This window comes from bacterium, from assembly GCA_035370465.1.
Classification (GTDB): Bacteria; Ratteibacteria; UBA8468; order B48-G9; family JAFGKM01; genus JAGGVW01.
The window spans coordinates 1-25,293 of the sequence record DAOOVW010000026.1 but is presented as its reverse complement, the minus strand read 5'-3'; the positions used below and the strand labels follow the sequence as shown (position 1 = coordinate 25,293).

The following is a 25,293-nucleotide window of genomic DNA, read 5'->3' as shown; positions in this document are numbered from 1 at the left end:
AATAAAATAAAAAACATGGGATTTAATGTTAACATAAGTAAGGGAACAGAAAAAACAATAATTGGAATTATAGGTGATACAAGAGGCATATCAGATGAGGTTTTTAAAATTATGCCAGGAGTTATTGAAGTTATAAGTATATTAAGGGACTACAAACTTGCAAGTAGAGAATTTCATCCCCATAATACAATTATTAAAGTAAATAGCATAAAAATAGGAGAAGGGACCATAACAATTATTGCAGGTCCATGTTCCATTGAAAGTAAATCACAACTACTAAGCACTGCAAAACATATTAAAAGTAAAGGGGCACATATTTTAAGGGGCGCTGCTTACAAACCAAGAACATCTCCTTATGCATTTTTAGGACTTGGTAAAGAAGGACTTGAAATTTTAAAAGATATAAAAGAAGAAGTAAAAATACCTATAATAACCGAAGTTCTATCAATTGATGAAATTGAAGAAATAGCAGAAGTAGCAGACATTTTACAGATAGGGGCAAGAAATATGTATAATTATCCTCTATTAAAGAAAGTTGGGGAAATAGACAAACCAATTCTTTTAAAAAGGTCATTTTCTGCAACAATTAAAGAATTTTTAAGTTGTGCAGAATATATCCTTAAAGAAGGAAATCAAAATGTAATTTTATGTGAAAGAGGTATAAGGAGTTTTGATAATGATTTTACAAGAAATACCCTTGACCTTTCAGCAATTCCTGTTTTAAAAAAAGAAACACATCTACCAGTAATAGTTGACCCAAGTCATGGAACTGGAAGAAGAGATATAATAATACCAATGAGTAAAGCGGCAATAGCAGCAGGGGCAGATGGACTTATGATTGAAGTCCATCCAAAACCAGAAGAAGCATTATCAGATGGGTTTCAATCACTTACATTTGACCTGTTTGGCAAACTAATTGATGAAATAACACCAATAATAAAAGTAATCGGGAAAAAAATCCCATCCTTCCCCCTTTAACAAACCGACTAAAGAAGCAAAGGGTAGCAAAGCAGAGTTGGTGCGTCATCGTCTCCCAGATAGCACAACTGCTACCGACTAAAGTTGCTTACCTTGTGCCTCAGAGTTGGTGCGTCATCGTTTCTTATATAGCACAACAGGGGCAGGGGGATTTTGATACTTCCCCCTTTAGCAAAGGGGGAGAGAGGGGGATTTATAAATAAAATCCATCCCATCCTTCCCTTATTAAGGGAAGGAGAGATACTTCCTACTTTGTAAAAGCCTGTCCGACGCGTCCGCCAGAAAGCGCGTCGGATTCGCAATGATAGGCGAATGTGGCGAACATTTTGGAGGAGGGATAAAGGGGGATTTCCAGATAGCACAACGGGGAAAGAGGGGGATTTGCTTTATTAAATTTAGCCATTTTGTACCTGAAATATAAACAATGTGGAGGGAAAAAATATAATGGATGTAAGAGTTAAAAGAGTTGAAAATATAGAAGGAGAAATAGAAGTTCCTGGTGATAAATCAATTTCTCATAGAAGTTTAATTTTTGGTGCTATTTCAGAAGGAACAACAGAAATAAAAAATTTACTTGAAAGTTCTGATTGTTTTTCAACATTAGAATGCCTTGAAAAATCAGGCATCAAAATTGAAAAGGGAAAAACATATAAAATTTATGGCAACACATTTAGAGAACCAGAAGATATTCTTGATTGTGGAAATTCAGGAACAACAATAAGATTACTTTCAGGAGTTCTCTCTTCAAAAAATTTCCTATCAATTCTTACAGGGGACAATTCATTAAAACAAAGACCTATGAAAAGAATTATTGAACCATTAGAAAAAATGGGAACTCTTATAATTGGTAGAGAAAATAATTCATTTCCTCCTATTGTAATAAAAGGTAGAAAATTAAATGGAATTGACTATAAAATTCCTGTTTCTTCTGCTCAGGTTAAAAGTTGTATAATACTTGCCTCTCTTTTTTCAGATGGAGAAACAACAATTGAAGAACCATACCAGACAAGAGACCATACAGAGAGGATGCTACAATATTTTGGTGGAGAAATTATAAAAGAAGGAAATAAAATTCATATTCCAGGAAACCAGAAACTTTATGGAAGAAATGTTATCATTCCAGGTGATTTTTCTTCTGCTTCTTATTTTATTGCAATTGGTTTGCTTATCAAAAATTCAAAAATAAGAATAAAAAATATTAATTTAAATCCTACAAGAACATACTTTTTAAAAGTAATTGAAAAAATGGGTGGAGAAATAAAAATAACCGACCAAAAAAAAGTATGTAATGAAGAAGTTGGGACAATTGAAATAGAATATAAAGGAAAATTAAATGGAATTGAAATAGGGGAAAAAGAAGTGCCTCTTATTATTGATGAAATACCACTAATTGGAGTAATTGCATCAGTTTCAAATGGAAAAACAATTATTTCAGGAGCAAAAGAATTAAGATATAAAGAATCAGATAGAATAAAAGCAATTGTTAGCCAACTTAAAAAAATGGGTAGTGAAATATATGAAAAAGAAGACGGATTTGAAATTCATGGTGTTGAAAAATTAAAAGGTAATAATGTAAATTCATGGAATGACCATAGAATTGCAATGTGTTTGACCATTGCAGGACTTATTGCAGATGGAGAAACGAAAATTGAAAATACTGATTGTGTTAAAATATCATTTCCACAATTTTATGATTTACTTTCCTCTATCAAAATTCCAATTTCCCAGTAAATGCTACTTTCACATATTAAATTTATGCAGTATAATACATAAAAATTGAAGATTTTGTGCAATATGAGGTAATCAATACTAAAAATTTGTCAAAATACAGAATTTGTAATATTATATTATGAACTTCAGAACTTAAGGAGAGGTAATGAGAAAAATTGCTGTTATAAATCAAAAAGGTGGTTCAGGAAAAACAACAAGTGTAGTTAATATTGGATGGTGTCTATCAGAAAACAAAAGAAAAGTCCTTTTAATTGACCTTGACCCACAAGCACATACAACAATACATTTAGGTTTTGAACCACCTAATATAGAAAAATCAATATATGAAGTTCTAATAAATGAAGTTCCCATTGATGAGACAATTGTTCAAATTAATAATTATCTTTATTTGGTGCCATCAAAAATTGAACTTGCAAGTGCTGAAATAGAACTCGTCACTGCTGTTGGTAGAGAAATAATTTTGAAAGAGATATTAAAAAAATACAAAAAAAGATTTGATTATATTTTAATTGATTGTCCCCCTTCTCTTGGACTTTTAACTTTAAATGCTTTAACAACAGTAAATGAAGTTTTTATTCCCATTCAGGCAGAATTTTTTGCATTGGAAGGACTTACAAAATTATTACAAACAATACAGCTTGTTAAAGAACGACTAAACCCATCTCTTGAAATATCAGGAATTATTTTAACTATGTTTGATATGAGAAAAAATATATGCAAGGATGTTGCAGACAAAGTAAAGAATCATTTCAATGAAAAAATTTTTAAAACATTTATAAGAGAAAATGTCCGACTTGCAGAAGCACCAAGTTTTGGAAAATCAATTTACCAGTTTTCTCCTGATTCACATGGTGCATCTGACTATAGAAAATTAACAAAAGAAATTATTGCACAGGAAAAGAAAAAATGAAAAAAACAGGACTTGGAAAAGACCCGTTAGAATGGATTAAACCAACAGTTGAAAAAAAGATACCAGAAAAAGAATTACCCACGAAGAGAAGTAAAGAAATAATTGAAAAGCAAATTGGACCTAAATATCAGACATTTGATATTCGTCTTACAGTTCTGCTAAAAAATACACATTTGGAATTTCTTGATAAACTTGTAAGGGAAATACATAAAAATAGAACAAAAGAATTTAAAAGAGAAAGAATCACAAAAAATACACTTATAAGATGCTTCATAGAGGCCTTTTCAAAAACAGAAATAAATATAAAAAACATACCGGATGAAGAAACACTTTTCTCCAGAATTTTAGAAAAAATCAAGTAAAAAAGGTTCAACCTGCAATGAAAAAATTTTTTTCCCTATTGTTGTTTTTCCTTTTTATCCAAACAGGATATTCTGAATTTAAAAGTGAAACAAGAATTGCACTTGGAACTTTTTTTCAAATAACTATTGAAGAAACAAAAGACAATAAAGAAATTTTAAATCAGGCATTTAAAAAAGTAGATGAATTAGAAAAAAAATTGAGTATATTTGAAAAAGAAAGTGAAGTTAGTAAATTAAATAAAAACAAAAGCGCCTCTATATCTAATGAAACGATAGAAGTTATAAAAAAAGCAATTGAAATTTCTAAAATTACAGATGGTGCTTTTGATATAAGTTGTAAGCCACTTGTAGACCTATATAAAAAATGTGAGAAATCAGGAAAACCGCCTGGAGAAGAAGAAATAAAAAATACACTTACAAAAGTCAACTGGAAAAACATAGAAATTAAAGGAAATAATATCTCTTTAAAAGATGGTATGGAAATTGATTTAGGAGGAATTGCAAAAGGATATATTGTTGATAAAGCAGTAGAATTTCTGAAATCAAAAGGAATTAAAAATGGACTTGTAAATGCAGGGGGGGATTTATATTGTTGGGGAAATAATCCCTCTGGAAAAAAATGGAAAATAGCAATAAGAGACCCCTTTGAAAAAGAAAAAACAATAGGAAAGATAGAAATAACTGAAAAAGGTGTAGCAACTTCTGGTGATTATGAACAATATGTGAAAATAAAAGGGCAAAAATTTTCTCACATAGTTGACCCAAGAAACGGGAAAACTGTTCAGGACTTTCCAGTTAGTATAACAATCATTGCAGATGATTGTATAACTGCTGATGCATTAGCAACTGGATTTTTTGTTATTGGAACAAAATCAATTGAAATTGCTAATAAACTAAAAGATGTTGAAATCCTAATTATTGACAAGGACAAAAAAAATTATAAAAGTAAAAATTTCCCATTATAAACCATCCCTGATGATTGAACAAGAAATTGACAAAAAGGGGAAAATAATTTAACTTATTTTTAAAAACGGGAAAAATATAATGACTCATCATAAACTTATAATTGGTAATTGTATGAGTATGGAAGAAATAGAAGATGAAAGTATTCACTTAATGGTCACTTCCCCACCTTATTTCAATGCCCCTTTTGATTATAAGGGATTATTCAAAAATTATGAACAATATTTAGGTGTTCTTAATAGAGTTGCAAAAGAAATTTTTAGAGTATTAAAAGAAGGTAGAATTGCCGTTTTAAACATAGATGATATGCTCGTAGATGGGGAAAAATTCCCTATTGTTGCAGATGCTATTAAAATATTCCAAAACGCTGGTTTTAGATATAGAGATAGAATTATATGGAAAAAACCAGATGGTTATTTAAGAATAAGCAGAAGAAGTGGAGTTCTTTTACAAAATCCATACCCAATGTATTTTTATCCAGATAATCTCTTAGAAAGCATAATTATTTTTCAAAAAGGAAAATTTAATTATCATTCAATTCCAAAAGAAGTAAGAGAAGCATCAAAAATAGATATAAAAGAGTTCTCAAATAATAAATGGTATATGACCTTATGGGAAATGGTTAATGTTCTTCCTGGCTCATCATTAGAAAAAGAAATTGCTGCATTCCCGGAAGAACTACCTTATAGAATAATAAAGTTATTTTCATATAAATGGGAAACTGTTTTAGACCCATTTGCTGGAAGTGGAACTACTATGAAAGTAGCAAGACAACTTGAAAGAAACAGCATTGGAATAGAAATAAAAAAGTCCTTAATTCCAATTATAAAGAGAAAAGTTGGTTTTGAAGGACAATTAAATTTTGAAAATTTTAATGATACATTTGAAGTAATAATAAGAGAAAAGGTTAAATATGGATGTATCGGCTAAAATAACTGGTATTACATATTCCCCTCTTTTATGTCGCACACTAAATGAATATCCAATTTCACAATTAGATATTGCTATTTCAAAAGATGGAGCATTTATTTTGATACTTGGAAAAAATAAACAAATAGCATTAAGTTGGTGGGTTTCTCCCAAAAGAACAAGGTCATACCCTTATGCAAGGGTCTATGACACATTAGGATTTCAAGGGAAAAAAGTAACAGTAATTCCAATTCTAAAAGATGAAGGCAAAGATGGAGATAGGGATTTTTTACAGTGGGATACAATTTCTTTAATGAGTTTATTGGGAATTTATACAATTATTTCTTATTATAGTAGTGCAGAAAAAAGTTCAGGATACCAACACAAGATAACAGGGCAAAAATTTGATATATCGCATATTACGGAAGAAATAGATAATTTAATAAATTATCAGTCCGACGCGTTACATTGGAATCTTTCGCAAATTGATAAAATAGATGAAATTGGAAAAAGAGCAATTAATTTTTATGAAAATATTTCAAAAAACCTTGGAGTTAAAATGCACTCAAAAAAACTTGCAGAAAAAAGAATAAATAATATCTCAAAAGGAAAAGAATGTTTTATCTCTCTATCAAGAGATCTGGCAAAAAAGGCACAAAAAAGAGAAAGTGAAACTGTTCAACCAAAGGAAAAATTGACAGGTAAAAAAGCGACTCTAACTATAAAAAACTATCTTGGAGGATACTATTTTTTTACCTGCGATGAAGTATCTATTCAAAGAAATACAATTTATTTAATTGAAGGGAAACATAGCAAAAAAAGTTTAATCCCTTCATTAGAAGACATAAAAGATGGGTTATTGAAAATGATTTTATTTACCAATCTTAAAGAAGTGAAGATAGATAAAAAACAATATAATCCAGTTGCAGTTTTAAAACTTACCAATGACTCGGTATTTAAAAAAGAAGATTTGAAACAATCCCAGATTGACTTTTTAAACCTATTGAAAGAAGAATCTAAAAGAAACAAGTTTAGTGTCATATTAAATGGGACAGATTTAATAGCACTATCATTATAAAGAAAATAATTTACCATATCTAACCGCGCGGGGGTTGAATAAAAAATTTTTTTATTGCTCTTGAAGAAATAAATGGTATAATGTAAAACAAATTTAACATCGGATATATAGTAAAACATTTCGTCATCATCTTTTTCCCTCGGGCGTAGTCCAGAGGCTCGCCCGTAGGGGCTACGCCCTGATGGGATTCATAGCCAAAAGCGAGGACACTGCGGGGCGAGCCTCCCCCCCTATGAGCAAGGATGAAGTGGGGGATTCTTTGTAAGCATTATTATATCCTTGATGTAAAAATGGTATAAAACAGAAAGAGGAGAAATGAAAAATGAAAAAAGGATATTTAGGTGTAAGAATAGAAGAAGAAATAGAAAAGCGACTAAAAGGATTAAGTGAAAAAACACATGTTCCTAAAAGTTTTTATGTAAGTGAGGCATTAAGGATGTATTTAGAAGAGATAGAAGATTATGAAATATCTTTTGAGAGGTTAAGAGATAAAAAAGATAAAGTTATAAAATCAGAAGATTTCTGGAGAGAAGTTGAGAATGAATTATGAAATTTATTATAAAGATAGTGTAAAAAAAGACCTCAAAAAAATTCCTAAACAACGATGGGAAATCATAAAAAATAAAATAGAAAAACAATTAACTACAAATCCTTATCAAGGAATACCCCTAAAAGGAAAATGGGAAGGTATGAGAAAATTAGAAAGCCCACCTTATAGAGTAATTTATACAATTATTCAAAAAGAAAACACTATACTTATTTTAAGAATAAGACATAGAAAAGAAGTTTACAGATAATTGATAAATTTTTCAATATATCTCTTCTAACCGCGGGGGTTGAATAAGGGAAACAATAGCAAAATTTGACTTCTTTAAGGTATGTTTTACAATAATTTTGATAACTAAATTTGGTGGCTAAAATCTAAAATAACCCTAAAGATTAATAATTATAGATTGAATATAAAAAAGACAAATTTTTAAGAAGAAGCAGTGAAGATTGAAGCGGAGGCAGAGGTGAAGTGGTGAGGAAGTTAAAAAGGAGGCACAAATGAAGCCAAAAGTTTGGAAATGTTTTTTCAAAATATCTCTTGTTTTTTCAGCGCTGGGACCTTTTCTCCCGGTAAGTTACATCAATGCTCAAACCGGTGAAAGACCAGTGATTGAATGGGAAAAGACATTTGGTGGAAGTAATATAGATGCTATAGCATTTTCAGTGCAACAAACGACGGATGGTGGGTATATAATGGTAGGGGCACTTCTCTCTTCTAGCACTGGTGATTATGATGTCTACTTGATTAAAATAGATGAAAAGGGAGATGAACAATGGGAAAAAACATTTGACAGCAGTATTCATGATATAGCGTATTCAGTGCAACAAACAACTGATGGCGGATATATAATGGTCGGGCAAACTGCTTATCTAGATGGTAGTTTTTCTAATGTTTATCTGATTAAAACGGATGAAAAGGGAGATGAACAATGGGAAAAAACATTTAGCCGTACTGGGCAGGATGTAGCATTTTCAGTGCAACAAACAACTGATGGCGGATATATAATTGGGGGAGGAACGAATTATTATAGTGGTGGTTCTTCTGATGTTTATCTGATTAAAACGTATGAAAATGGAGATGAACAATGGGAGAAGACATTTGGTGGAAGTGGTATTGATTATCGTGGTTATAATAGTGCACAGTCAGTGCAACAAACAACTGATGGTGGATATATACTGGTCGGGAAGACGACATCTTTTGGTGTTGGTTCTTATGATGTCTACCTGATTAAAACGGATAAATTTGGAAATAAACTGTGGGATAAGACATTTGGTGGAGAGGGTCTGGATATGGGATACTCAGTGCAACAAACGGCTGATGGGGGGTATATAATTGGAGGTTGTATCAATACTGATACTTATTACGATGATGCTTATCTGATTAAAACGGATGAAAATGGAGATGAACAATGGGAAAAAACATTTGGCAGGGAGTATGATGATTGTATATATTCAGTGCAACAAACAACTGATGGCGGATATATAATGGCGGGTGAAACCAACTCTTCTTTATTTGGTGCTGCAAAGGACCTGGATGCTTATCTGATTAAAACGGATGAAAATGGAAATGAACAATGGGAAAAGGTATTTGCCGGAAGTGGAAATGGCGAGGATACCATAAATTCAGTGCAACAAACAACAGATGGTGGATATATAGGGGCAGGGTGGACTCGGCTTGATGATAATAAATTGAATATATGGTTAATAAAAATAAAAGTGGAACCAGTAGAAAAAGGCGATATAAACGAGGATGAGAAAATAGATATTTCGGATGTAATTTTATGTTTGAGACAAGCAGTTGGACTTAATGAAAAGGATTTTTCTTCCGCTGATATGAACTTTGATGGAAAGATAGATATTGCAGATGTAATTTTAGTTTTAAGGAAAGCAATTGGCCTGGAGTGATTCCAGTATAACAAAAAGCAGTTTTATCTTATTCTTCCTTTTTCAGTTTCCAAAAGGAGTATTTTGGGAACTAAACCATACTCATCTGATATAAAATACCCCCTGAATATATTCAACCGCGGGGTTGAACAAGGGAGACAATACCAAAATTTGACTTCTTTAAGGTATGTTTTACAATAATTTTGATAACTAAATTTGGTGGGTGAAATCTAATAACCCTTTTCTATTCTAACATTGACAGAGGAAGAAGCAGTGAAGATAGAGACAGAAGTGGAGGGTTGAGAGAACTAAAAGGAATATGAAAAATGATTAAAAAAATATTTATGAAAGCAGAGTATTATGAAAAGATAAAACGGGTTTTTGAAAAAAATCTAAAAGGACACTGTTTTGAAGGAGTAGATATAAATGAAGAAATAAAGGAGCAAATTAAAAAAATAGATGAGGAAATAGAGGTAATACAGGTGGAAGTTAAAGAAATGGAAGAAAAAAGAAGAATTAAAGATGCTCAGAAAATAGAGATGGCAAAAGCAAAAATGGATGCTCTTATGGAAAAAAGATATGCTCTTCTCAACAAGGTTCCTCCAATGAAATTCAAGAGTTTTTGCGATAAATTTAATATTCCTTTGACCTTTGAAGAATATAAAAAGAAGGCAGAAGAAGAACCCATTCTTTCAATAATTTCTGTAAGCATTAGTGGATCGTTTGCGATAGAGGTGTGGCCATATTTATTAGAAAGTGGGTTTCATGAAGAACATAACGGAAAGAGAATATTTGTTTTTCTTTTTAAAGACCGCTTTTATATAGTTGAAGGAACATACACCTGGGAAGAAGCAAGGTTATTAGTATTAGAAGATTATGATAAAGAAAGAAAAAAATTTGAAAGATTAAAATTACTTTATGATTCAGAAGAAGTCAAAGAAGATTCAAAATCCAGACCACCCATCCCAGAAGAAGTAAAAATTGCTGTCTGGAGACGAGATAATGGGAGATGCGTAAAATGTGGAAGTCAAGAAAATTTAGAATATGACCATATAATTCCTTTTGCAAAAGGAGGAAGCAACACAGCCAGAAATATTCAATTGCTTTGTGAAAAATGTAATCGTCAAAAAAGAGATAATTTAGTTTGAAGCCAGAATGTATTCGTGAAAATAGCCAATTTTGGCAGTACCGCTAAAGGGGGAAAATATGTCAAAAAAATGTTTGGGGTTAATAGTAGGGTGTATTTTATTAGTAGGATGTGCTACAGGCGTAGATAATGTGAAATTATATCAACCCCTTGAATATGAACCGCAACAAAAATCAGTGGTATATGCTTCTGCTTCTGAATATAAACCTGTAGAAGGGAACAAAATTTTATTGGCTTTAAGACGGGTAAGTGATTCCCGTCCTGATATATCTGTCATTGGTGTCAAAAAAAATACTTATGGTATGCCTATGGGAAAAGTAGATGTTGAGAAAGGTAAAGTGTTTATTGATTTATTCACTCAAAATCTTGTGGAAGTACTTAATCGTGCAGGATTTGAAGTTATAGAACCACAAAAATATAAAATTTTACCTGAGGAGAAAAAACAGGAAGCAAAATTACTTTTAGACGCAGATGTAAGAACTTTCTGGGTAGAATTCATGCCAGGATTTTGGGCTGTTTCTGCTGACAGTAATGTTATTTTTGAAATCCATCTTTTCAATGCAGAAACTAATCAGGAAATTTGGAGCGAGACCTTTCGCGGTAAAGGACATGTTCCTGGACTGGCAATAGACAGAAAAGGATTTGAACAAAGTATAAATATGGCTTATTCAGAAGCTATGAAAAGTTTTTACAAAGTTATTTCCGACGAGAATTTTCGGCAAAATATTCTAAAATAAACAACAAGGGATTTTTAGATTGCGGTATTTAATAGTAATAAAAAATAATAAACCGCCGTTGTGCTTTACTAAATCCCCCTACCCTGTTAAAGGGAAAAGGATTGAGTAAGAAATATATCCTTTACAAAGAAGAGTAATAAAAAAGAATAAAATGAATTTTTGAAAATAGAATATAAAAATTGTTATCAGAGACAAAGTTCGTTGTGCCAGAGGTCAGGGAATTTTTCTCTTTCCCTGATTAAAATTTCTTTTTCACCATCAACAATAATTTCTGCTGGTCTTCTCCTGCTATTATAATTTGAGGACATACTGAACCCATAGGCACCACAACTACCAATAATTATGTAATCTCCTGCACTTATACTTTCAGGCAAAAGTATATCTTTTCCTAAAAAATCCCCACTTTCACAAATAGGTCCTACAACATCAACTTTTACTTCTTTCCCTTGTTTTTTTGTATAAGGGACAATTATATGAGAACTATTATAAAGAGAAGGTCTTATAAGGTCGTTCATTCCAGCATCAACAATAACAAATGTTTTTTGTCCTCTTTTTTTTACATATAAAACCTTTGTTAATAAGATACCAGTATTTCCAACAATAAATCTTCCTGGTTCAACAATAATTTTTTTTACTTTCATATTCTGGACATATTCACATATTTTTTCTCCGAAATTTTTTATTGGCTCAACTTTATCCTCTGGTGAATAAGGAATCCCAAATCCACCTCCTATATCTATTACCTCTGGATAAAATTTTGTTTCTTTAATAAATTGAGAAATTTTTTCAAGCGCCTTTATGTAAAATGATGAACTTTTAATTTGAGAGCCTAAATGGAAATGGAAACCAATGAGTTTAGAATACTTATTTTCTTTCTGCTTTTTTATAATTTTTTTCCCTGTCTCAAAATCCAGACCAAACTTTGTCTCATTTTTTGATGTTTTTAAGTAGTGGTGTGTTTCAATATCAAGGTCAAGATTTAATCTTATGTTATATAAAACATTTCTTTTGTATTTTTTCCCATATTTTTCAATAAATTCAATTTCTTTTTCATTTTCAACATTAAAACAATAAATTTTATTTTTAATTGCAAATTCAATCTCTTCTTCTGTTTTACCAACACCTGCAAATACAATTTTATCTCCACCAAAACCAGCAATTATTGCCCTTCTTAATTCTCCTTCTGAAACAACATCAACTCCTAAACCATTTGTTTTTATGGATTTCAAAATGCTTAAATTTGAATTTGCTTTTACTGAATAACAGATAAGAGAAGGAAAAGAAGAAAAAGCACCCTTAAAATCATTTATTTTTTTGGTAAGGTAATTTAAACTATAAATGTATAATGGAGTTTTATATTTTTCAGCAAGTTTACCAATATCAACTCCTTCTGCAAAAAATTTGTTTCCTTTATATTCAAAAAATTTGTCAAAAATTATTTCAATTTTCTTTTCCATTTTTCTATTTCTTTTTTTACATAAGACAAAGAAGTTCCGCCATAGATATTTTTTGAATTAACAGAATAATTAAAATCAAGAACTTTTTTTATATCAGAAGTAAAAGCAGGTGAAAATTTTTTAAATTCTTCAATGTCTAAATCCCTTAACCCTTTTTTGTTTTCTATACAATACCTGACAATTTTTCCAACAATATTATGTGCTTCTCTAAAAGGGATATTTTTCTGGACAAGATATTCAGCAATATCAGTTGCAAGTGTAAAGTCAGATATTTTCCCTCCTATTATTTTTTTATTAAATTTTATTTCTGGAATAACTTTTATTAAAATAGAAATTGACCTTAATGTTTGTTCAATTATAGGGAAGAAAAGAGTTTTATCCTCCTGTAAATCCCTGTTGTAAGACATTGGAAGTCCTTTCATCAATGTAAGAATCCCTGTTAAAAAACCAATTGAAGAAGAACTCCTGCCTCTTATAAGTTCAAATATGTCTGGATTTTTTTTCTGAGGCATTATACTTGAACCAGTTGAAAATTTATCAGGTAATTCAATAAATTGAAATTCCTGGCTATTCCATATTATAAAGTCCTCTGATAATCTTGAAAGATGAATAAGAAAAACAACACAGGCAACACAAACATCAACAATAAAGTCCCTGTCAGCAACTGTATCATAAGCATTTGTTGAAATATCGGAAAAACCAAGAAGTTCAGCAAGATATTTTCTGTCAACTGGTAAAGAAGTTCCACAACAGGCACAACTTCCAAGTGGTAAAATATCAACAATTTTATATGCGTTTTCTAATCTCTCTTTATCTCTTTCAAACATCTCAATAAAAGCAAGAAAATAATAAGAAAGAAGTATAACCTGACTCTGTTGTAGATGTGTATACCCGGGGATAATCACATCTATATTTTCTTCACTTTTTTTCAAAAAGACATTTTGCAAATGGGTAATCAGTTCTATTATTTTTTTTACTTCGCTTTTTAAATAAAGTTTTTCATCTAAAACAATCTGGTCATTTCTTGACCTTGCAGTATGTAATTTCTTTCCAACTTCTCCAACCAGTTCAACTAATCTTCTTTCAATTGCTGTATGAATATCCTCATCTGTTTGTTTAAATTCAAATTTTTTCTCTTGAAATTCCTTTTTTATTTTTTCCAATCCATCAATAATTTTTTTGCTCTCTTCTTTATTTATGATATTGCATTTTCCAAGCATTTTTGTATGAGCGATACTTCCTTCAATATCAAAAAGAGCAAGTTTCCTATCAATGGTAATTGATGATGTGAACTCAATCAAGTCCTTATCAATTTCTTCTCCAAATCGTCCTTCCCAAACATATTTCATTTTTCCCCTTGATTTTTTTATTTTATCAGATGTATTATAATATGTAAATATATTTTTAAAAAAGGCAAAGGGAAAAGGATAAATCCCCCCTACCCCCCTTTAATAAACCGACTGGGGAAGCAAAAGGTAGCAAAGTAGAGTTGGTGCGTCATTCCCCTCTTTTAGAAACCGACTAAAGAAGCAAAGAGTAGCAAAGCAGAGTTGGTGCGTCATCGTCTCCCAGATAGCACAACGGGGATGAAGGGGGATTAAGGAAATATAGGGAATTGGGAGGATTTTTTAAAGGATTGTTCTATAATACAGTCCACCATAAAGGAATCAGTACCCGGGCTTAAAAAGAAAAGGAAATAAAGAATGAAAAAAGGAGTAATAATAGTAGAATCACCAACAAAAGCAAAAACAATAAGTGGAATTTTAGGTAAGGAATATACAATCACTGCAACTATGGGACATGTGAGGGACTTACCAAAAAATAAATTTGGTGTGAATATTGAAAAAAATTTTGAACCAACTTATGTTATCTCACCGGGAAAAAGAAAAATTGTTTCAAAAATAAAGAAATTGACTGAAGACATAGAAGAAATTTTTATGGCAACTGATGAAGATAGAGAAGGAGAAGCAATTGCATGGCATACAACAATTGCCATAGGTAAAGAAATAGATGATGTTAAGAGAGTTGCTTTTCACGAAATAGTTCCTGATGCAGTAAAAAAATCTTTTGCTAACCCAAGGAAAATATCAATTGACCTTGTAAATGCTCAACAGGCAAGAAGAATTCTTGATAGAATTGTTGGATACACTTTAAGTCCACTTCTTGGAAGATATTTAGAAAGAGGGTTATCAGCAGGAAGAGTTCAATCAGTTGCTTTACGACTCATAGTTGAGAGAGAAGAAGAAATAGAAAATTTTATTCCTAAAACATATTTTGTTATTAAAGTTGAAGTTGAAAAAGATAGCAATAAAATCAATTTTACTTTAACTGAAATAGATGGAAAGAAAATTGAGAAAAATATTGAAGAGGAAAAAGAAGTTGAGAAAATTTTAGAAGAATTAAAAGGTGGAGTATTAGTTGTAAAAGATAAAAAAGAACTGGTAAGAAAGATAAAGCCATTACCTCCTTTTATAACAAGTACATTACAACAAGAAAGTTCAATAAAATTGGGATTTTCTTCATCAAAAACAATGGTTTTAGCACAACAATTATATGAGGGTATTGATATAGAAGGAAAAAGTGTTGGGCTTATAACTTATATGAGAACTGATTCTCCTTCTGTTGCAAAACCAGCACAAAATTCTGCATTGAAATTCATAAAAGAAAATATTGGAAAAGAATATCTGCCAGAAAAGCCCAATTTATATAAAAGTAGTTCAAAACTTTCACAGGAAGCACATGAAAGCATAAGACCAACTTATGTAGATAATACACCAGAAAAAATAAAAGGGTATTTAAACGAAGACCAGTTTAAACTATATTCTCTTATCTGGAATAGGTTTATTGCAAGTCAGATGAAAAATGCAGAAGTTAAGAATATAAAAGTTGAAGTTGAAAATGGAAAATATAAATTTTTTGCTGAAAATAATCAAATAACTTTTGATGGATTTATGAAAATATGGCCTATAAAAATTGATACAGGAGAAAATTATCTTGACAAAATTGAAATTGGTGAGGAATTAAAAAACGCAGAACATAAAACAGAAAAACATCAGACAAAACCACCTGCAAGATATACAGAAGCAACTTTAATAAAAACATTGGAAAAATATGGAATTGGCAGACCCTCAACTTATGCACCAACAATATCAACTTTATTTTCAAGGGGATATATAAAAAATCAGAATAGAGCATTAATTCCTTTAAAAATTGGAAGAATTGTTCACAATGTATTAAAAAAATTTTTCTCAGATATTATAAGAATTGATTTTACAGCAAAAATGGAAGAAGACCTTGATGAAATTGCAAGAGGAGAAAAAAATTATCTTGATGTTTTAAATGAATTTTATACATCATATAAAAAGATATTGGACCAGACATACCAAAAAATAAATGAAAGTGATATAATAAATGAAATTGTGGGAGAAAGTAGAAAATGCCCACATCATAATGTTAATTTAGTAGTAAAACAGGGGAAATATGGAATTTTTCTTGCGTGTCCGAAATTCCCCGAGTGTAAATATACTGAAAGGGTAAAAGAAAATGAAGGTAATACCCGCAATAGATATAGAAGAAAACAAAGTCGCAAGGTTATATAAAGGAAATTATAATAGGGTAACTTTTTACAAAGACACTCCAGCTTTTTTTACAAAAAAATTTATTGAATTTGGAGCAAAAAGAATACATCTTATTATGCTTTCAGGGGCAAAAAAAGGACACCACTCAAAAGGAAATCAAAAAATTATAGAAGAAGTCATAGAAACAAAAAACAGATTAAATCCAAAATGTGAAATACAATTAGGAGGAGGAATAAGAAAACCAGGTCAGGTTAGACACTATCTTTCAACTGGTATTGATTTTGTAATAATGGGTACTTCTCTTTTAGTTCCAATTTTACTTGAAAATGGATATACTATACAGGACTTGAGATTTCTTTATCAACAAGCAGGAAAGGACTTTAAAGTTGAAAAAGAATCTCCTGAAATTGAAATAATTGAAAAACTTAACAGAGATATTAAAAAAAGGATAATTGTTGCTATTGATTTTATAAATAATGAAATTGGATTGAGTGGATGGAATGTAACAGTTCCAATTTTGCCTGAATTTTTGATACAAAAATTTATTGAAAAGGGATTTAGTAGATTTTTAATTACAAATATTGAAAGGGATGGGACACTTGAAGGTATTGATATTGTGCCTATTGGAAGAGTTTTAATAAAAATAGACAACATAAGAGAAAAAATAGAAGAAATAATTATTTCTGGCGGAGTAAAAGATGAAAATGATATAATTGCTTTAAATTCAATTGGATATAAAATTGATGGAGTTGTTATAGGAAAAGCAATTTATGACAGAACAATTGACATTAAAAAAGTAATTTCAACTTTCCAGGATTAAGAGATAAATTTTGTTCAACCGCGTAAATTTAACCCCGCGGTTATATAAACAAAATAGGAGGGACAATGGATAAGAAAGTAATTGATGAAGGAAAGGGATTAGCATGGCTTTCATACTTAGGACTTCTTCTTTTGATACCGCTTCTTGTGAATAAGGATAACGAGTACTCAAAGTTTCATGTAAAACAAGGGTTGGTATTGTTGATTTGTGGCATAATAACAAGAATTTTGTGGATAATACCAGTGATAGGATGGGTCGTAGGTATGGTTGTTGGGATATTTTTACTGGTATTAATGATAATAGGGATAGTTAATGCTCTCAGTGAAAAGACAGAGCCACTCCCTGTAATAGGAAAATATGCAGAAAAAATAAAAATATAGTTCAACTCAACAAGATTAACCAGAAAGTAGTAAGTAACAAGATAAAAAAAATGAAAGAGCATAATTGATAGAATAAGTAATTTGACTAAAAGAGAAAAAGTTTTTAGGTTTATGTTACAAACCTAAAATCCCGCAAATTTTAATAACTATGCAGTTAATACCAATTTGACAACATACATAGAGTATATATTTTCCCCTCACCTATCCTCTCCCCTCGGGGGAGAGGGCGGGGGTGAGGGGGGCTTTTTGCTTTTTTCTCCCCCTCATCATAATCTTCTCCCCAGAGGGGAGAAGAAAAAACAATCCCCCTCATTCTGCACCGTAGCGTCCTCGCTTTTGGCTACGGATTATGAACTACGCCCGAGGGATATAAGTGAGGAGGGGGATGTTAATTTTTATTACACCTTTGATGTAAAAATAGTATAATCCCCTTTCAAAATGTGAATTCTTTAAATTTTTTCATAGTTATAATATAAATACATCTATTATTCAAATTCACAATTCTAAATCTACACTACTTTTTCTTTTTGATAATTTTCAATTCTCCATAGTTATAAGAAAACAGGATTTTAGGGTTACAAAATAAAAAAATGGTATTGTTTTAACAAATATCATCTTTAATTTTTTCCTATATTAACTATTTGTATCTTATTAATAAATTTAAAATCTACTGACAATTTTTAAAAATTTTATTTTTTTGATAAAATAGGTTATATGGAAAAAGAAAATGTTAATAAAATAATAAGGATACTTGAAAAAGAATATCCAGAAAGTAAAACCTCTCTTGTTTTTCAGAATCCATTTCAACTTCTTATTGCCACAATTCTTTCAGCACAAACAACAGACAAATTGGTAAATAAAATAACTCCAATACTTTTTGAGAAATTTAAGTCCCCATATGATTTTGCCTCAAGTCCAGTTGAAGAAATTGAAAAAATTATAAGTTCAGTGAATTTTTATAAAAATAAAGCAAAAAATATAAAAAATTTATGTGAAATTCTTGTAAAGCAATATAACGGGAAAGTACCAGATAAAGTAGAGGAATTAATTAAATTGCCAGGAGTTGCAAGGAAAACAGCAAATGTAGTTGTTTCCCAGGCATTCGGGAAAAGTGAGGGAATTGTTGTTGATACTCATGTTAAGCGTGTCTCTCAACGACTTGGACTTACAAAAAATACAGAGCCATCAAAAATTGAACAGGACCTTATGAAAATTATTCCCAAAAAAAATTGGATTGATTTTCCATTTAGATTAATTTTACATGGGAGAAATGTATGTAAAGCAAAAAATCCAGAATGTCTGAAATGTGTAATAAAAAATTTCTGTAATTTTTTTAAGGAAAATAATAAGTAATCTTTGTTTAACCTATATTGATAGATAATAGTATAATTTAATTAAAGGGAGAAAATGATAAATTTTCAAAAACTGGTTAAAAAATTTTATAAAGAAATTGAAATTATCGGTATAATATTTTTAATTTCTGGTTGTACATTTACTGTGGGAACCAGTACTTCAAAGAAAAAAAGTGAACCAAATTATACCTATCACTATGTAAAAAGTGGTGAAAACCTTTTTAGAATTTCAGAGTATTATTATGATGGAAAAAGTACATCTGAAATAAAAGTAGGTGTTGAAAAAATAAAAAAAGCCAATAACTTATTTAGTGACAATATATCCTGTGGGCAAAAACTTAAAATACCAGGAACAAATAAAAAACAACCTTCATATGCTCTTCTTCCCCCTTCATCAAATATAAAACAACCATCTTCTGATAGAAATGAAGTAGAAACAAAAAATGAATACATCCCAATTATAAAAGATAGTGCCTTTATATGGCCAGTAGAAAAGGGAGATATTATATGTAAATATGGAGAACTGGGAAATCAGGGAATTGATATAATAGTTGAACAAGGAAGTACAGTTTTTTCTTCAGCAGCAGGGACAGTAAGTTATGTCGGAACAACAGCAAAATATCAGGAAACAATTATAATAGAACACACAAATAATCTTTATACTATTTATGGACATGACCTTGAAATTCTAACAAAAAAAGGAGAAAAAGTAAAAAAGGGACAGGTAATAGGAAAAATAAAAGGGGGAACACAGAAAAAAAGATATCTTCATTTTGAAATAAGAATAGGTGATAAGGCAGTTGACCCTTTAATTTACTTACCAGAAAAATGAAAAATAATCAGGATATTAAAGATAATGATATTTTATTATCTCCATATGCAGCAAGAAGTTCTTCTTCATTAGGGAGAAAATATAAAGAAGAAGAACATCCATACAGAAATGTTTTTCAAAGAGATAGAGATAGAATAATTCATTCTACTGCATTCAGACGACTTGAATATAAAACACAGGTTTTTATCTATGGAGAAGGTGACCATTACAGGAATAGACTTACGCATACTCTTGAAGTACAGCAAATTGCAAGAACAATAGCAAGAACGCTGAAATTAAATGAAGACCTTGTTGAAGGTATTTCTCTTGCTCATGACATTGGACATACTCCTTTTGGTCATAAAGGAGAATTAGTACTTGATAAACTTATGAAAGAACATAAATTTCCTGGTTTTGAACATAATGAACAAGGATTAAAAGTTGTTGATAAAATAGAAGAAAGATATCCTGATTTTCCTGGTTTAAATTTAACCTATGAAGTAAGAGAGGGAATAATAAGGCATAAAACAAGTTATGACAGACCCCTGATAGATGAATATCAGGAATTCACAAAATTCACCTCTCCTTCACTTGAAGCTCAGGTTGTTAATGTATCGGACGAAATTGCATATACTTGTCATGACCTTGATGATGGAATAAGGTCTGGGATTATAAGTTTTAAGGAAATTGAAAAAATAACTCTTTGGAAAGAAATAGAGAAAAAAGTAAATATTGAAAAAATACCTGAAAAACACAAAAGGCATGTAATGATAAGAAATTTCATAAATTATCTTGTGAGTGATGTTATTTGCCAGAGTATAGAGAACATTGAAAAATCCGGTGTTTCTTCTATTGAAGATGTAAGAAATACCCATATTCTTATTACACATTCTGAAGAAGTAATAAGAAAACATACTCAATTAAGAAAATTCCTTGAAGAAAATATGTATGAAAATTACAGAGTAATAAGGATGGCAAAAAAAGCAGAAAGAATTATTACTGACCTTTTTAATGCATATCTAAATGAACCAAAACAACTACCTCCCCATATCCAGAAGAAAATGGAATATGAACCAAAAGAAATTGTGATATGTGACTATATTGCAGGTATGACAGATAGATTTGCACAACTTGAATATCAAAAACTTTTTAATCTTGAATCACTTGTATAAAATGGAAGATAAAAAATACTGGATTGGTGCTTCTATATTAAAAATCAAACCTTCAAAGTTATATAAATTTATTGAAAAAACAGAGAATATTGAAAATTTATTTAATTTACCAGTAGATGAGTTAGTAAAAAAAGGTATTGACCAGAAATCAGCAGAAAAAATAAAAAACATAAAAACAATTAACTGGGAAAAAGAAGTTGAATATGCTATAAAAAATGACATTAAAATAATAACAATAAAAGATAAAGAATATCCCCCATTATTAAAACAGATATATGACCCACCTTATATTCTTTATGTAAAAGGGGAAATAGAAAATCACCCATTTCCAATAGCAATGGTTGGAACAAGGAATCCATCTTATTATGGAATTAAAATGGCAGAAAAATTTTCCTTTCAACTTTCATCACTGGGCATTACAATTGTTAGCGGTCTTGCAAGAGGGATTGATTATATTTGTCATTATGGAGCAATAAAAAGTAAAGGGAAAACAGTTGGAGTTTTAGGTTCCGGATTTGACAATTTTTATCCAAAAGAAAATATAAAACTTGTTGATAAAATTGTAGAATTAGGAGGAGCAATTATAACAGAATTTCCTTCCAGTGTATTACCTGAAAAATGGAATTTTCCAATCAGAAACAGAATAATTGCAGGCATTTCAAAAGGAGTAATTGTTGTTGAAGCTGGACCAAGGTCAGGAGCAATAATTACAGCAAACATTGCTATTTCCGAGGGAAGAGATGTATTCGCACTACCTGGACAGGCAGATAGCATAACTTCAAAAGGAACAAATAAACTTCTTAAAGATGGAGCAATACTTATACAGGACATTTCAGATATATTGGAAGAACTGAATATTGAAATAAAAGAACAAGAGAAAAAAGAAAAAATAGTAAAAAACATTGATGAAGAAGAAAAGAAGGTTTTGTCTTTTATAAATGAAAAAGTCAACATTGAACAACTTTTAAAATTAACAGGTATGGACTATCCCTGCCTTTCAACAATCTTGCTTAAATTAGAATTAAAAGGAATTATAAAAGAACTTCCTGGGAAAAATTATGAATTATTATAAACTTGTAAGGGTTTTATTCTGTGGTTTTGTTTTGTGGTATAATTTATAATAATTGGAGGAAAAAAATGAAAATATTTGGCAGAATTGTTAGTGCTATTTATATTCTTGCAGGTATTATCTTTTCTATTTTTTTACTTATTATCTGGGCGAATCCTTACTATGTTGATATTCTTTCTACCTTTTTAAAAAAGAATGTAGCAGCAATTGGTGCAGTTGGGATGGTACTGGTTATTTTAGGAGTTATATATATTGTAAACTGGTTTGAATATATAAATAAAACAAAAAATATTTCTTTTGATAATCCCGGTGGAGAGGTGAAAATCTCTTTAAAAGCAATTGAGGACTCTATTACTGCATTAATATCTAAACAAATAGATGGTATCAAATCATTGAGAGTTAAAAATTATGTTTCTCCAAAAGGGCTTGAAACAAAGTTTTATCTAAAATTAACTTCTGGACATAATATACCAGAAACATGTGCTACAATCCAGGAAATAACAAAGAACTATTTACAGGATGCTGTTGGGGTTGAGAGAGTTTCAAATATTGAAGTATATGTAACCAATATATCAAAAGAAGAATTTTTAAATGAAAAAATACCTGAACAAACAGAAGATGAACCAGAACAATAATATTGAGAAAATAAAAAAGGAAATAGAAGAAAGTATAAAACTAAAAAAAGAACTTCTTGAAAAAGAAAATATTGACAGGATATTGTCTGCTGCCTTAATGATAAAAAAATGTTTAGAAAATAAGAAAAAAGTTCTTTTATGTGGAAATGGTGGAAGTGCAGCAGATTGCCAGCATTTTGCAGGTGAAATGGTTGGAAGATTTAAAAAAGAAAGAAAACCATATCCATTTATTTCTCTTACAACAGATACATCTATATTAACAAGCATAAGTAATGACTATTCTTTTAAAAAAATATTTGAAAGACAGGTAGAATGTCTTGGTGAAAAAGGAGATATACTTATATGTTTCTCTACATCAGGAGAATCAGAAAATATATTACTTGCTGCTCATAAAGGGAAAAAAGTTGGAATGGAAATAATTTCCTTCACAGGTAAAGAACCAAATTCTTTATCAAAAATTTCATCTCTTACTTTATCAGTCCCTTCCGAAGACACACCAAGAATTCAGGAAGTCCACTGCCTAATTTATCATATTATTTGTTCTCTTGTTGAATAATGAGAAAGAAAAAGAGTTTTAAGGAAATAGTCAAAATAGTAAATGAATTAAAAAGGGAAAAGAAGAAAATTGTTTTTACAAATGGGTGTTTTGATATTATACATTCAGGGCATATAAAACTTCTAAAAAAAGCAAAACAACTTGGAGATGTTGTTATAGTTGGAATAAACAAAGATAGTTCAATTAAAAAAATAAAAGGTAAAAATAGACCTATTTTAAATGAAAATCAGCGTATTGAAATTATTTCTGCAATAGAATTTGTTGATTATGTTGTTCCTTTTGGTCAAACTACTCCTGAAAAACTAATAAAAATAATAAAACCAGATATTTTAATAAAAGGAGGGGATTATAAAAAAGAAGATGTAGTAGGTAAAGATATTGTTGAAAAGTATGGTGGTAAGGTCTATATTTTTCCTCTTATTGGAAATATATCAACAACAAATATAATTAAAAAAATTAAAAATGGACAAAAGAGTTAGAATAATTGATGCAAATTTTAATAGAACAAGAGAGGGCTTGAGAGTTATAGAAGATGGAATAAGATTTTATTTAGAAAATGAAGAAATTTTTAAGAAAATAAAAGATTTCAGACATAAATTTATAAAGGAAGTAATTAAAAACTTCCCAATTATTTTCTTACATAAAACAAGAGAAAGTTCTTATGATGTTGGAAAGAATTATGATGTAAAAGAAAAAGAAAATATAAAAAGAATAATAGAGAAAAATTGTTTAAGGGTTGAAGAAGGGCTGAGGGCAATTGAAGAATATTCAAAGTGTATTGATGGTAAAATTTCAAGTATATTTCATGATTTAAGGTTTGAGTTTTACAATTTAGAAAAACAAATTACAACTTTAATTTCAAGAAAAAAAATACTTCTTCCATTTGTTTATGCAATTATAAATTTAGAGGATAATAAAAATATTTTTAGCATTACAGAGGAAATAATAAAAGGAAAAGTTGATATAATTCAATTAAGATATAAAGGAGAAAATATAAAATATTTCTTAGATATAGCAAAAAAATTGAAAAAAGTTATACCAGATGAGATAATATACATTATAAATGATAGAGTTGATATATGTGAAATTGTTGATGCAGATGGAGTTCATTTAGGAGATAGAGATATAAGTGGTGAGGATGCAAGAAAAGTTATACCGGACAAAATTATAGGGGTTTCAACGAATTCATTAGAAGAAGTTTTAAAATATAAGGGGAAGGATATTGATTATTTAGCAATTGGAGCAATTTATCCATCCCCAACAAAAAAAGAAAGAAAAGTAGTAGGTACTACAATTATAAAGGATATAAAAAAGAAAATAAATATTCCATTAGTGGCAATTGGAGGTATAAATAAAGATAATGTAAAGGAAGTAATAAAAAATGGAGCAGACGGAGTTGCTTTGATATCTGCAATAGAAAAAGCAAAAAACAAAGAAGAATATTTAAAACAAATAAAAAAGAAGGTGAAAAAAGAATGGATGAAAATAAACAAAAAAACAAAAATAAAAAACAACAAATAAAAGTGCCCACAAACAATATCTTTAAAGGACTAATTTTCTGGATAATTATAGGTATTATTTTATTTTCATTATTGAGATTTTCTGAATATGAAGGCGCAAAAAAGAATTTAATTTATAGTGATTTTATAAAACAAGTGGAAAGTCAAAATATCAATGGTACTTTGAAAATAAAAAATGGGTATATTTACGGAGAATTAAAAGATGGAACAAAATTTTATACTTATTGTGGAGAAGATAATGAACTTTATAAAATTTTGAGAGAAAATAATGTTTCTTTCGCCCCAGAACCAAGTTCTTCATTTTGGTCCAATCTTTTTATTTCAGTTATCCCTATTATCTTTCTTTTTCTTCTTATGTGGTTTATACTTTTTAAACAGGTCTCAACTGAGGGAAATCGTGTTATGTCATTTGCCAAAAGTAGACCAATAATGCCTGATAATAAAAACAGAATTACATTTGATGATGTTGCTGGATGTGAAGAAGCAAAAGAGGACTTAAAAGAAATAATTGAATTTCTTAAAAATCCAAAAAAGTTCGTCAGATTAGGAGCAAAAATACCAAGGGGAGTACTTTTAATTGGTGCTCCTGGAACAGGAAAAACACTTCTTGCAAAAGCAGTTGCAGGAGAAGCAAAGGTCCCATTTTTAAGCATGAGTGGTTCTGATTTTGTTGAAATGTTTGTAGGTGTAGGAGC

General features: G+C 30.0%; 26 protein-coding genes. 24 read left to right on the top strand and 2 right to left on the bottom strand.

The annotated features are described in order from the left end of the window. The 12 genes from aroF to PLW95_04930 all read left to right on the top strand — a co-directional run. On the top strand, positions 1–978 hold a 978-nt coding region (aroF, locus tag PLW95_04985; protein ID HOV22020.1), incomplete at its 5' end, for a 3-deoxy-7-phosphoheptulonate synthase. 444 nt (positions 979–1,422) lie between these two features. Then, positions 1,423–2,709 carry a 3-phosphoshikimate 1-carboxyvinyltransferase gene (gene aroA / locus PLW95_04980; GenBank protein HOV22019.1) on the top strand — a complete coding sequence of 429 codons (1,287 nt, stop codon included), beginning with the start codon at positions 1,423–1,425 and terminating at the stop codon, positions 2,707–2,709. Between the two features lie 145 nt (positions 2,710–2,854). Further along, positions 2,855–3,619, top strand: a complete 765-nt coding sequence (locus tag PLW95_04975; protein ID HOV22018.1) for an AAA family ATPase — start codon at positions 2,855–2,857, stop codon at positions 3,617–3,619. After that, entirely contained in the window at positions 3,616–3,981 is a 366-nt protein-coding gene (locus PLW95_04970) for a hypothetical protein (protein HOV22017.1), read from the top strand. Before PLW95_04975 ends, PLW95_04970 begins: the two co-directional genes overlap by 4 nt. 17 nt (positions 3,982–3,998) lie before the next feature. After that, complete coding sequence (locus PLW95_04965; protein ID HOV22016.1) at positions 3,999–4,946, top strand: FAD:protein FMN transferase; 948 nt, start codon at positions 3,999–4,001, stop codon at positions 4,944–4,946. Positions 4,947–5,025: 79 nt separating this feature from the next. After that, positions 5,026–5,874, top strand: a complete 849-nt coding sequence (locus PLW95_04960) for a site-specific DNA-methyltransferase (GenBank protein ID HOV22015.1) — start codon at positions 5,026–5,028, stop codon at positions 5,872–5,874. Beyond that, positions 5,858–6,931: a hypothetical protein gene (locus tag PLW95_04955; GenBank protein ID HOV22014.1), complete on the top strand. Its 1,074-nt coding sequence runs from the start codon at positions 5,858–5,860 to the stop codon at positions 6,929–6,931. Before PLW95_04960 ends, PLW95_04955 begins: the two co-directional genes overlap by 17 nt. 322 nt (positions 6,932–7,253) lie before the next feature. Next, positions 7,254–7,481: a ribbon-helix-helix domain-containing protein gene (locus PLW95_04950; protein ID HOV22013.1), complete on the top strand. Its 228-nt coding sequence runs from the start codon at positions 7,254–7,256 to the stop codon at positions 7,479–7,481. Then, a complete protein-coding gene (locus PLW95_04945) occupies positions 7,471–7,728 on the top strand; it encodes a type II toxin-antitoxin system RelE/ParE family toxin (GenBank protein ID HOV22012.1) in 258 nt (85 codons plus the stop codon). Before PLW95_04950 ends, PLW95_04945 begins: the two co-directional genes overlap by 11 nt. Before the next feature lie 250 nt (positions 7,729–7,978). Continuing rightward, entirely contained in the window at positions 7,979–9,385 is a 1,407-nt protein-coding gene (locus PLW95_04940) for a dockerin type I repeat-containing protein (protein ID HOV22011.1), read from the top strand. Between the two features lie 305 nt (positions 9,386–9,690). Next, positions 9,691–10,512 (top strand): HNH endonuclease signature motif containing protein, encoded by an 822-nt coding sequence (locus tag PLW95_04935; protein ID HOV22010.1) that lies wholly within the window; start codon positions 9,691–9,693, stop codon positions 10,510–10,512. A gap of 58 nt (positions 10,513–10,570) precedes the next feature. Beyond that, entirely contained in the window at positions 10,571–11,248 is a 678-nt protein-coding gene (locus tag PLW95_04930; GenBank protein HOV22009.1) for a hypothetical protein, read from the top strand. Positions 11,249–11,433: 185 nt separating this feature from the next. On the opposite strand, the gene lysA is transcribed toward PLW95_04930, so the two are convergent. After that, positions 11,434–12,705 carry a diaminopimelate decarboxylase gene (gene lysA, locus PLW95_04925; protein HOV22008.1) on the bottom strand — a complete coding sequence of 424 codons (1,272 nt, stop codon included), beginning with the start codon at positions 12,703–12,705 and terminating at the stop codon, positions 11,434–11,436. Continuing rightward, positions 12,684–14,054, bottom strand: coding sequence for an argininosuccinate lyase (gene argH / locus PLW95_04920; GenBank protein ID HOV22007.1), 1,371 nt, complete (start codon positions 14,052–14,054; stop codon positions 12,684–12,686). Before argH ends, lysA begins: the two co-directional genes overlap by 22 nt. A 354-nt stretch (positions 14,055–14,408) precedes the next feature. Between argH and topA the strand changes: the two genes are divergently transcribed. The 12 genes from topA to PLW95_04860 form a co-directional block, all read left to right on the top strand. Next, entirely contained in the window at positions 14,409–16,304 is a 1,896-nt protein-coding gene (topA, locus tag PLW95_04915; GenBank protein HOV22006.1) for a type I DNA topoisomerase, read from the top strand. After that, a complete protein-coding gene (locus PLW95_04910) occupies positions 16,249–17,103 on the top strand; it encodes a HisA/HisF-related TIM barrel protein (GenBank protein HOV22005.1) in 855 nt (284 codons plus the stop codon). Before topA ends, PLW95_04910 begins: the two co-directional genes overlap by 56 nt. A gap of 65 nt (positions 17,104–17,168) precedes the next feature. Beyond that, on the top strand, positions 17,169–17,483 hold the full coding sequence (locus tag PLW95_04905) for a hypothetical protein (protein HOV22004.1): 315 nt from the start codon (positions 17,169–17,171) through the stop codon (positions 17,481–17,483). A 714-nt stretch (positions 17,484–18,197) separates the two neighbouring features. After that, entirely contained in the window at positions 18,198–18,836 is a 639-nt protein-coding gene (nth, locus tag PLW95_04900) for an endonuclease III (GenBank protein HOV22003.1), read from the top strand. 54 nt (positions 18,837–18,890) lie between these two features. Then, positions 18,891–19,667 carry a peptidoglycan DD-metalloendopeptidase family protein gene (locus tag PLW95_04895; GenBank protein HOV22002.1) on the top strand — a complete coding sequence of 259 codons (777 nt, stop codon included), beginning with the start codon at positions 18,891–18,893 and terminating at the stop codon, positions 19,665–19,667. Then, entirely contained in the window at positions 19,664–20,818 is a 1,155-nt protein-coding gene (locus PLW95_04890; protein ID HOV22001.1) for a deoxyguanosinetriphosphate triphosphohydrolase, read from the top strand. The genes PLW95_04895 and PLW95_04890 overlap by 4 nt, the downstream gene beginning before the upstream one ends. A gap of 1 nt (position 20,819) precedes the next feature. Further along, on the top strand, positions 20,820–21,890 hold the full coding sequence (gene dprA / locus PLW95_04885; GenBank protein HOV22000.1) for a DNA-processing protein DprA: 1,071 nt from the start codon (positions 20,820–20,822) through the stop codon (positions 21,888–21,890). Positions 21,891–21,955: 65 nt separating this feature from the next. Beyond that, positions 21,956–22,522, top strand: coding sequence for an alkaline shock response membrane anchor protein AmaP (amaP, locus tag PLW95_04880; protein HOV21999.1), 567 nt, complete (start codon positions 21,956–21,958; stop codon positions 22,520–22,522). Then, positions 22,506–23,078, top strand: coding sequence for an SIS domain-containing protein (locus PLW95_04875; protein HOV21998.1), 573 nt, complete (start codon positions 22,506–22,508; stop codon positions 23,076–23,078). The genes amaP and PLW95_04875 overlap by 17 nt, the downstream gene beginning before the upstream one ends. Then, a complete protein-coding gene (gene rfaE2, locus PLW95_04870) occupies positions 23,078–23,557 on the top strand; it encodes a D-glycero-beta-D-manno-heptose 1-phosphate adenylyltransferase (GenBank protein HOV21997.1) in 480 nt (159 codons plus the stop codon). Before PLW95_04875 ends, rfaE2 begins: the two co-directional genes overlap by 1 nt. Beyond that, positions 23,541–24,599 carry a thiamine phosphate synthase gene (thiE, locus tag PLW95_04865; GenBank protein ID HOV21996.1) on the top strand — a complete coding sequence of 353 codons (1,059 nt, stop codon included), beginning with the start codon at positions 23,541–23,543 and terminating at the stop codon, positions 24,597–24,599. The genes rfaE2 and thiE overlap by 17 nt, the downstream gene beginning before the upstream one ends. Beyond that, positions 24,554–25,293 (top strand): ATP-dependent metallopeptidase FtsH/Yme1/Tma family protein (locus PLW95_04860; protein HOV21995.1); only part of this gene is annotated, 740 nt, incomplete at its 3' end. The genes thiE and PLW95_04860, both read left to right, overlap by 46 nt.

Excerpts from the sequence above, each read along its gene's own strand:
- PLW95_04895 (HOV22002.1), top strand. The coding sequence starts at position 18,891 with ATGATAAATTTTCAAAAACTGGTTAAAAAATTTTATAAAGAAATTGAA.
- PLW95_04890 (HOV22001.1), top strand. The coding sequence starts at position 19,664 with ATGAAAAATAATCAGGATATTAAAGATAATGATATTTTATTATCTCCA.
- PLW95_04905 (HOV22004.1), top strand. The coding sequence starts at position 17,169 with ATGGATAAGAAAGTAATTGATGAAGGAAAGGGATTAGCATGGCTTTCA.
- PLW95_04960 (HOV22015.1), top strand. The coding sequence starts at position 5,026 with ATGACTCATCATAAACTTATAATTGGTAATTGTATGAGTATGGAAGAA.
- PLW95_04935 (HOV22010.1), top strand. The coding sequence starts at position 9,691 with ATGATTAAAAAAATATTTATGAAAGCAGAGTATTATGAAAAGATAAAA.
- PLW95_04965 (HOV22016.1), top strand. The coding sequence starts at position 3,999 with ATGAAAAAATTTTTTTCCCTATTGTTGTTTTTCCTTTTTATCCAAACA.
- rfaE2 (HOV21997.1), top strand. The coding sequence starts at position 23,078 with ATGAGAAAGAAAAAGAGTTTTAAGGAAATAGTCAAAATAGTAAATGAA.
- PLW95_04875 (HOV21998.1), top strand. The coding sequence starts at position 22,506 with ATGAACCAGAACAATAATATTGAGAAAATAAAAAAGGAAATAGAAGAA.
- PLW95_04950 (HOV22013.1), top strand. The coding sequence starts at position 7,254 with ATGAAAAAAGGATATTTAGGTGTAAGAATAGAAGAAGAAATAGAAAAG.
- PLW95_04970 (HOV22017.1), top strand. The coding sequence starts at position 3,616 with ATGAAAAAAACAGGACTTGGAAAAGACCCGTTAGAATGGATTAAACCA.
- PLW95_04955 (HOV22014.1), top strand. The coding sequence starts at position 5,858 with ATGGATGTATCGGCTAAAATAACTGGTATTACATATTCCCCTCTTTTA.
- lysA (HOV22008.1), bottom strand. The coding sequence starts at position 12,705 with ATGGAAAAGAAAATTGAAATAATTTTTGACAAATTTTTTGAATATAAA.
- amaP (HOV21999.1), top strand. The coding sequence starts at position 21,956 with ATGAAAATATTTGGCAGAATTGTTAGTGCTATTTATATTCTTGCAGGT.
- thiE (HOV21996.1), top strand. The coding sequence starts at position 23,541 with ATGGACAAAAGAGTTAGAATAATTGATGCAAATTTTAATAGAACAAGA.
- nth (HOV22003.1), top strand. The coding sequence starts at position 18,198 with ATGGAAAAAGAAAATGTTAATAAAATAATAAGGATACTTGAAAAAGAA.
- topA (HOV22006.1), top strand. The coding sequence starts at position 14,409 with ATGAAAAAAGGAGTAATAATAGTAGAATCACCAACAAAAGCAAAAACA.
- PLW95_04910 (HOV22005.1), top strand. The coding sequence starts at position 16,249 with ATGAAGGTAATACCCGCAATAGATATAGAAGAAAACAAAGTCGCAAGG.
- PLW95_04940 (HOV22011.1), top strand. The coding sequence starts at position 7,979 with ATGAAGCCAAAAGTTTGGAAATGTTTTTTCAAAATATCTCTTGTTTTT.
- PLW95_04975 (HOV22018.1), top strand. The coding sequence starts at position 2,855 with ATGAGAAAAATTGCTGTTATAAATCAAAAAGGTGGTTCAGGAAAAACA.
- PLW95_04930 (HOV22009.1), top strand. The coding sequence starts at position 10,571 with ATGTCAAAAAAATGTTTGGGGTTAATAGTAGGGTGTATTTTATTAGTA.
- argH (HOV22007.1), bottom strand. The coding sequence starts at position 14,054 with ATGAAATATGTTTGGGAAGGACGATTTGGAGAAGAAATTGATAAGGAC.
- dprA (HOV22000.1), top strand. The coding sequence starts at position 20,820 with ATGGAAGATAAAAAATACTGGATTGGTGCTTCTATATTAAAAATCAAA.
- aroA (HOV22019.1), top strand. The coding sequence starts at position 1,423 with ATGGATGTAAGAGTTAAAAGAGTTGAAAATATAGAAGGAGAAATAGAA.
- PLW95_04945 (HOV22012.1), top strand. The coding sequence starts at position 7,471 with ATGAATTATGAAATTTATTATAAAGATAGTGTAAAAAAAGACCTCAAA.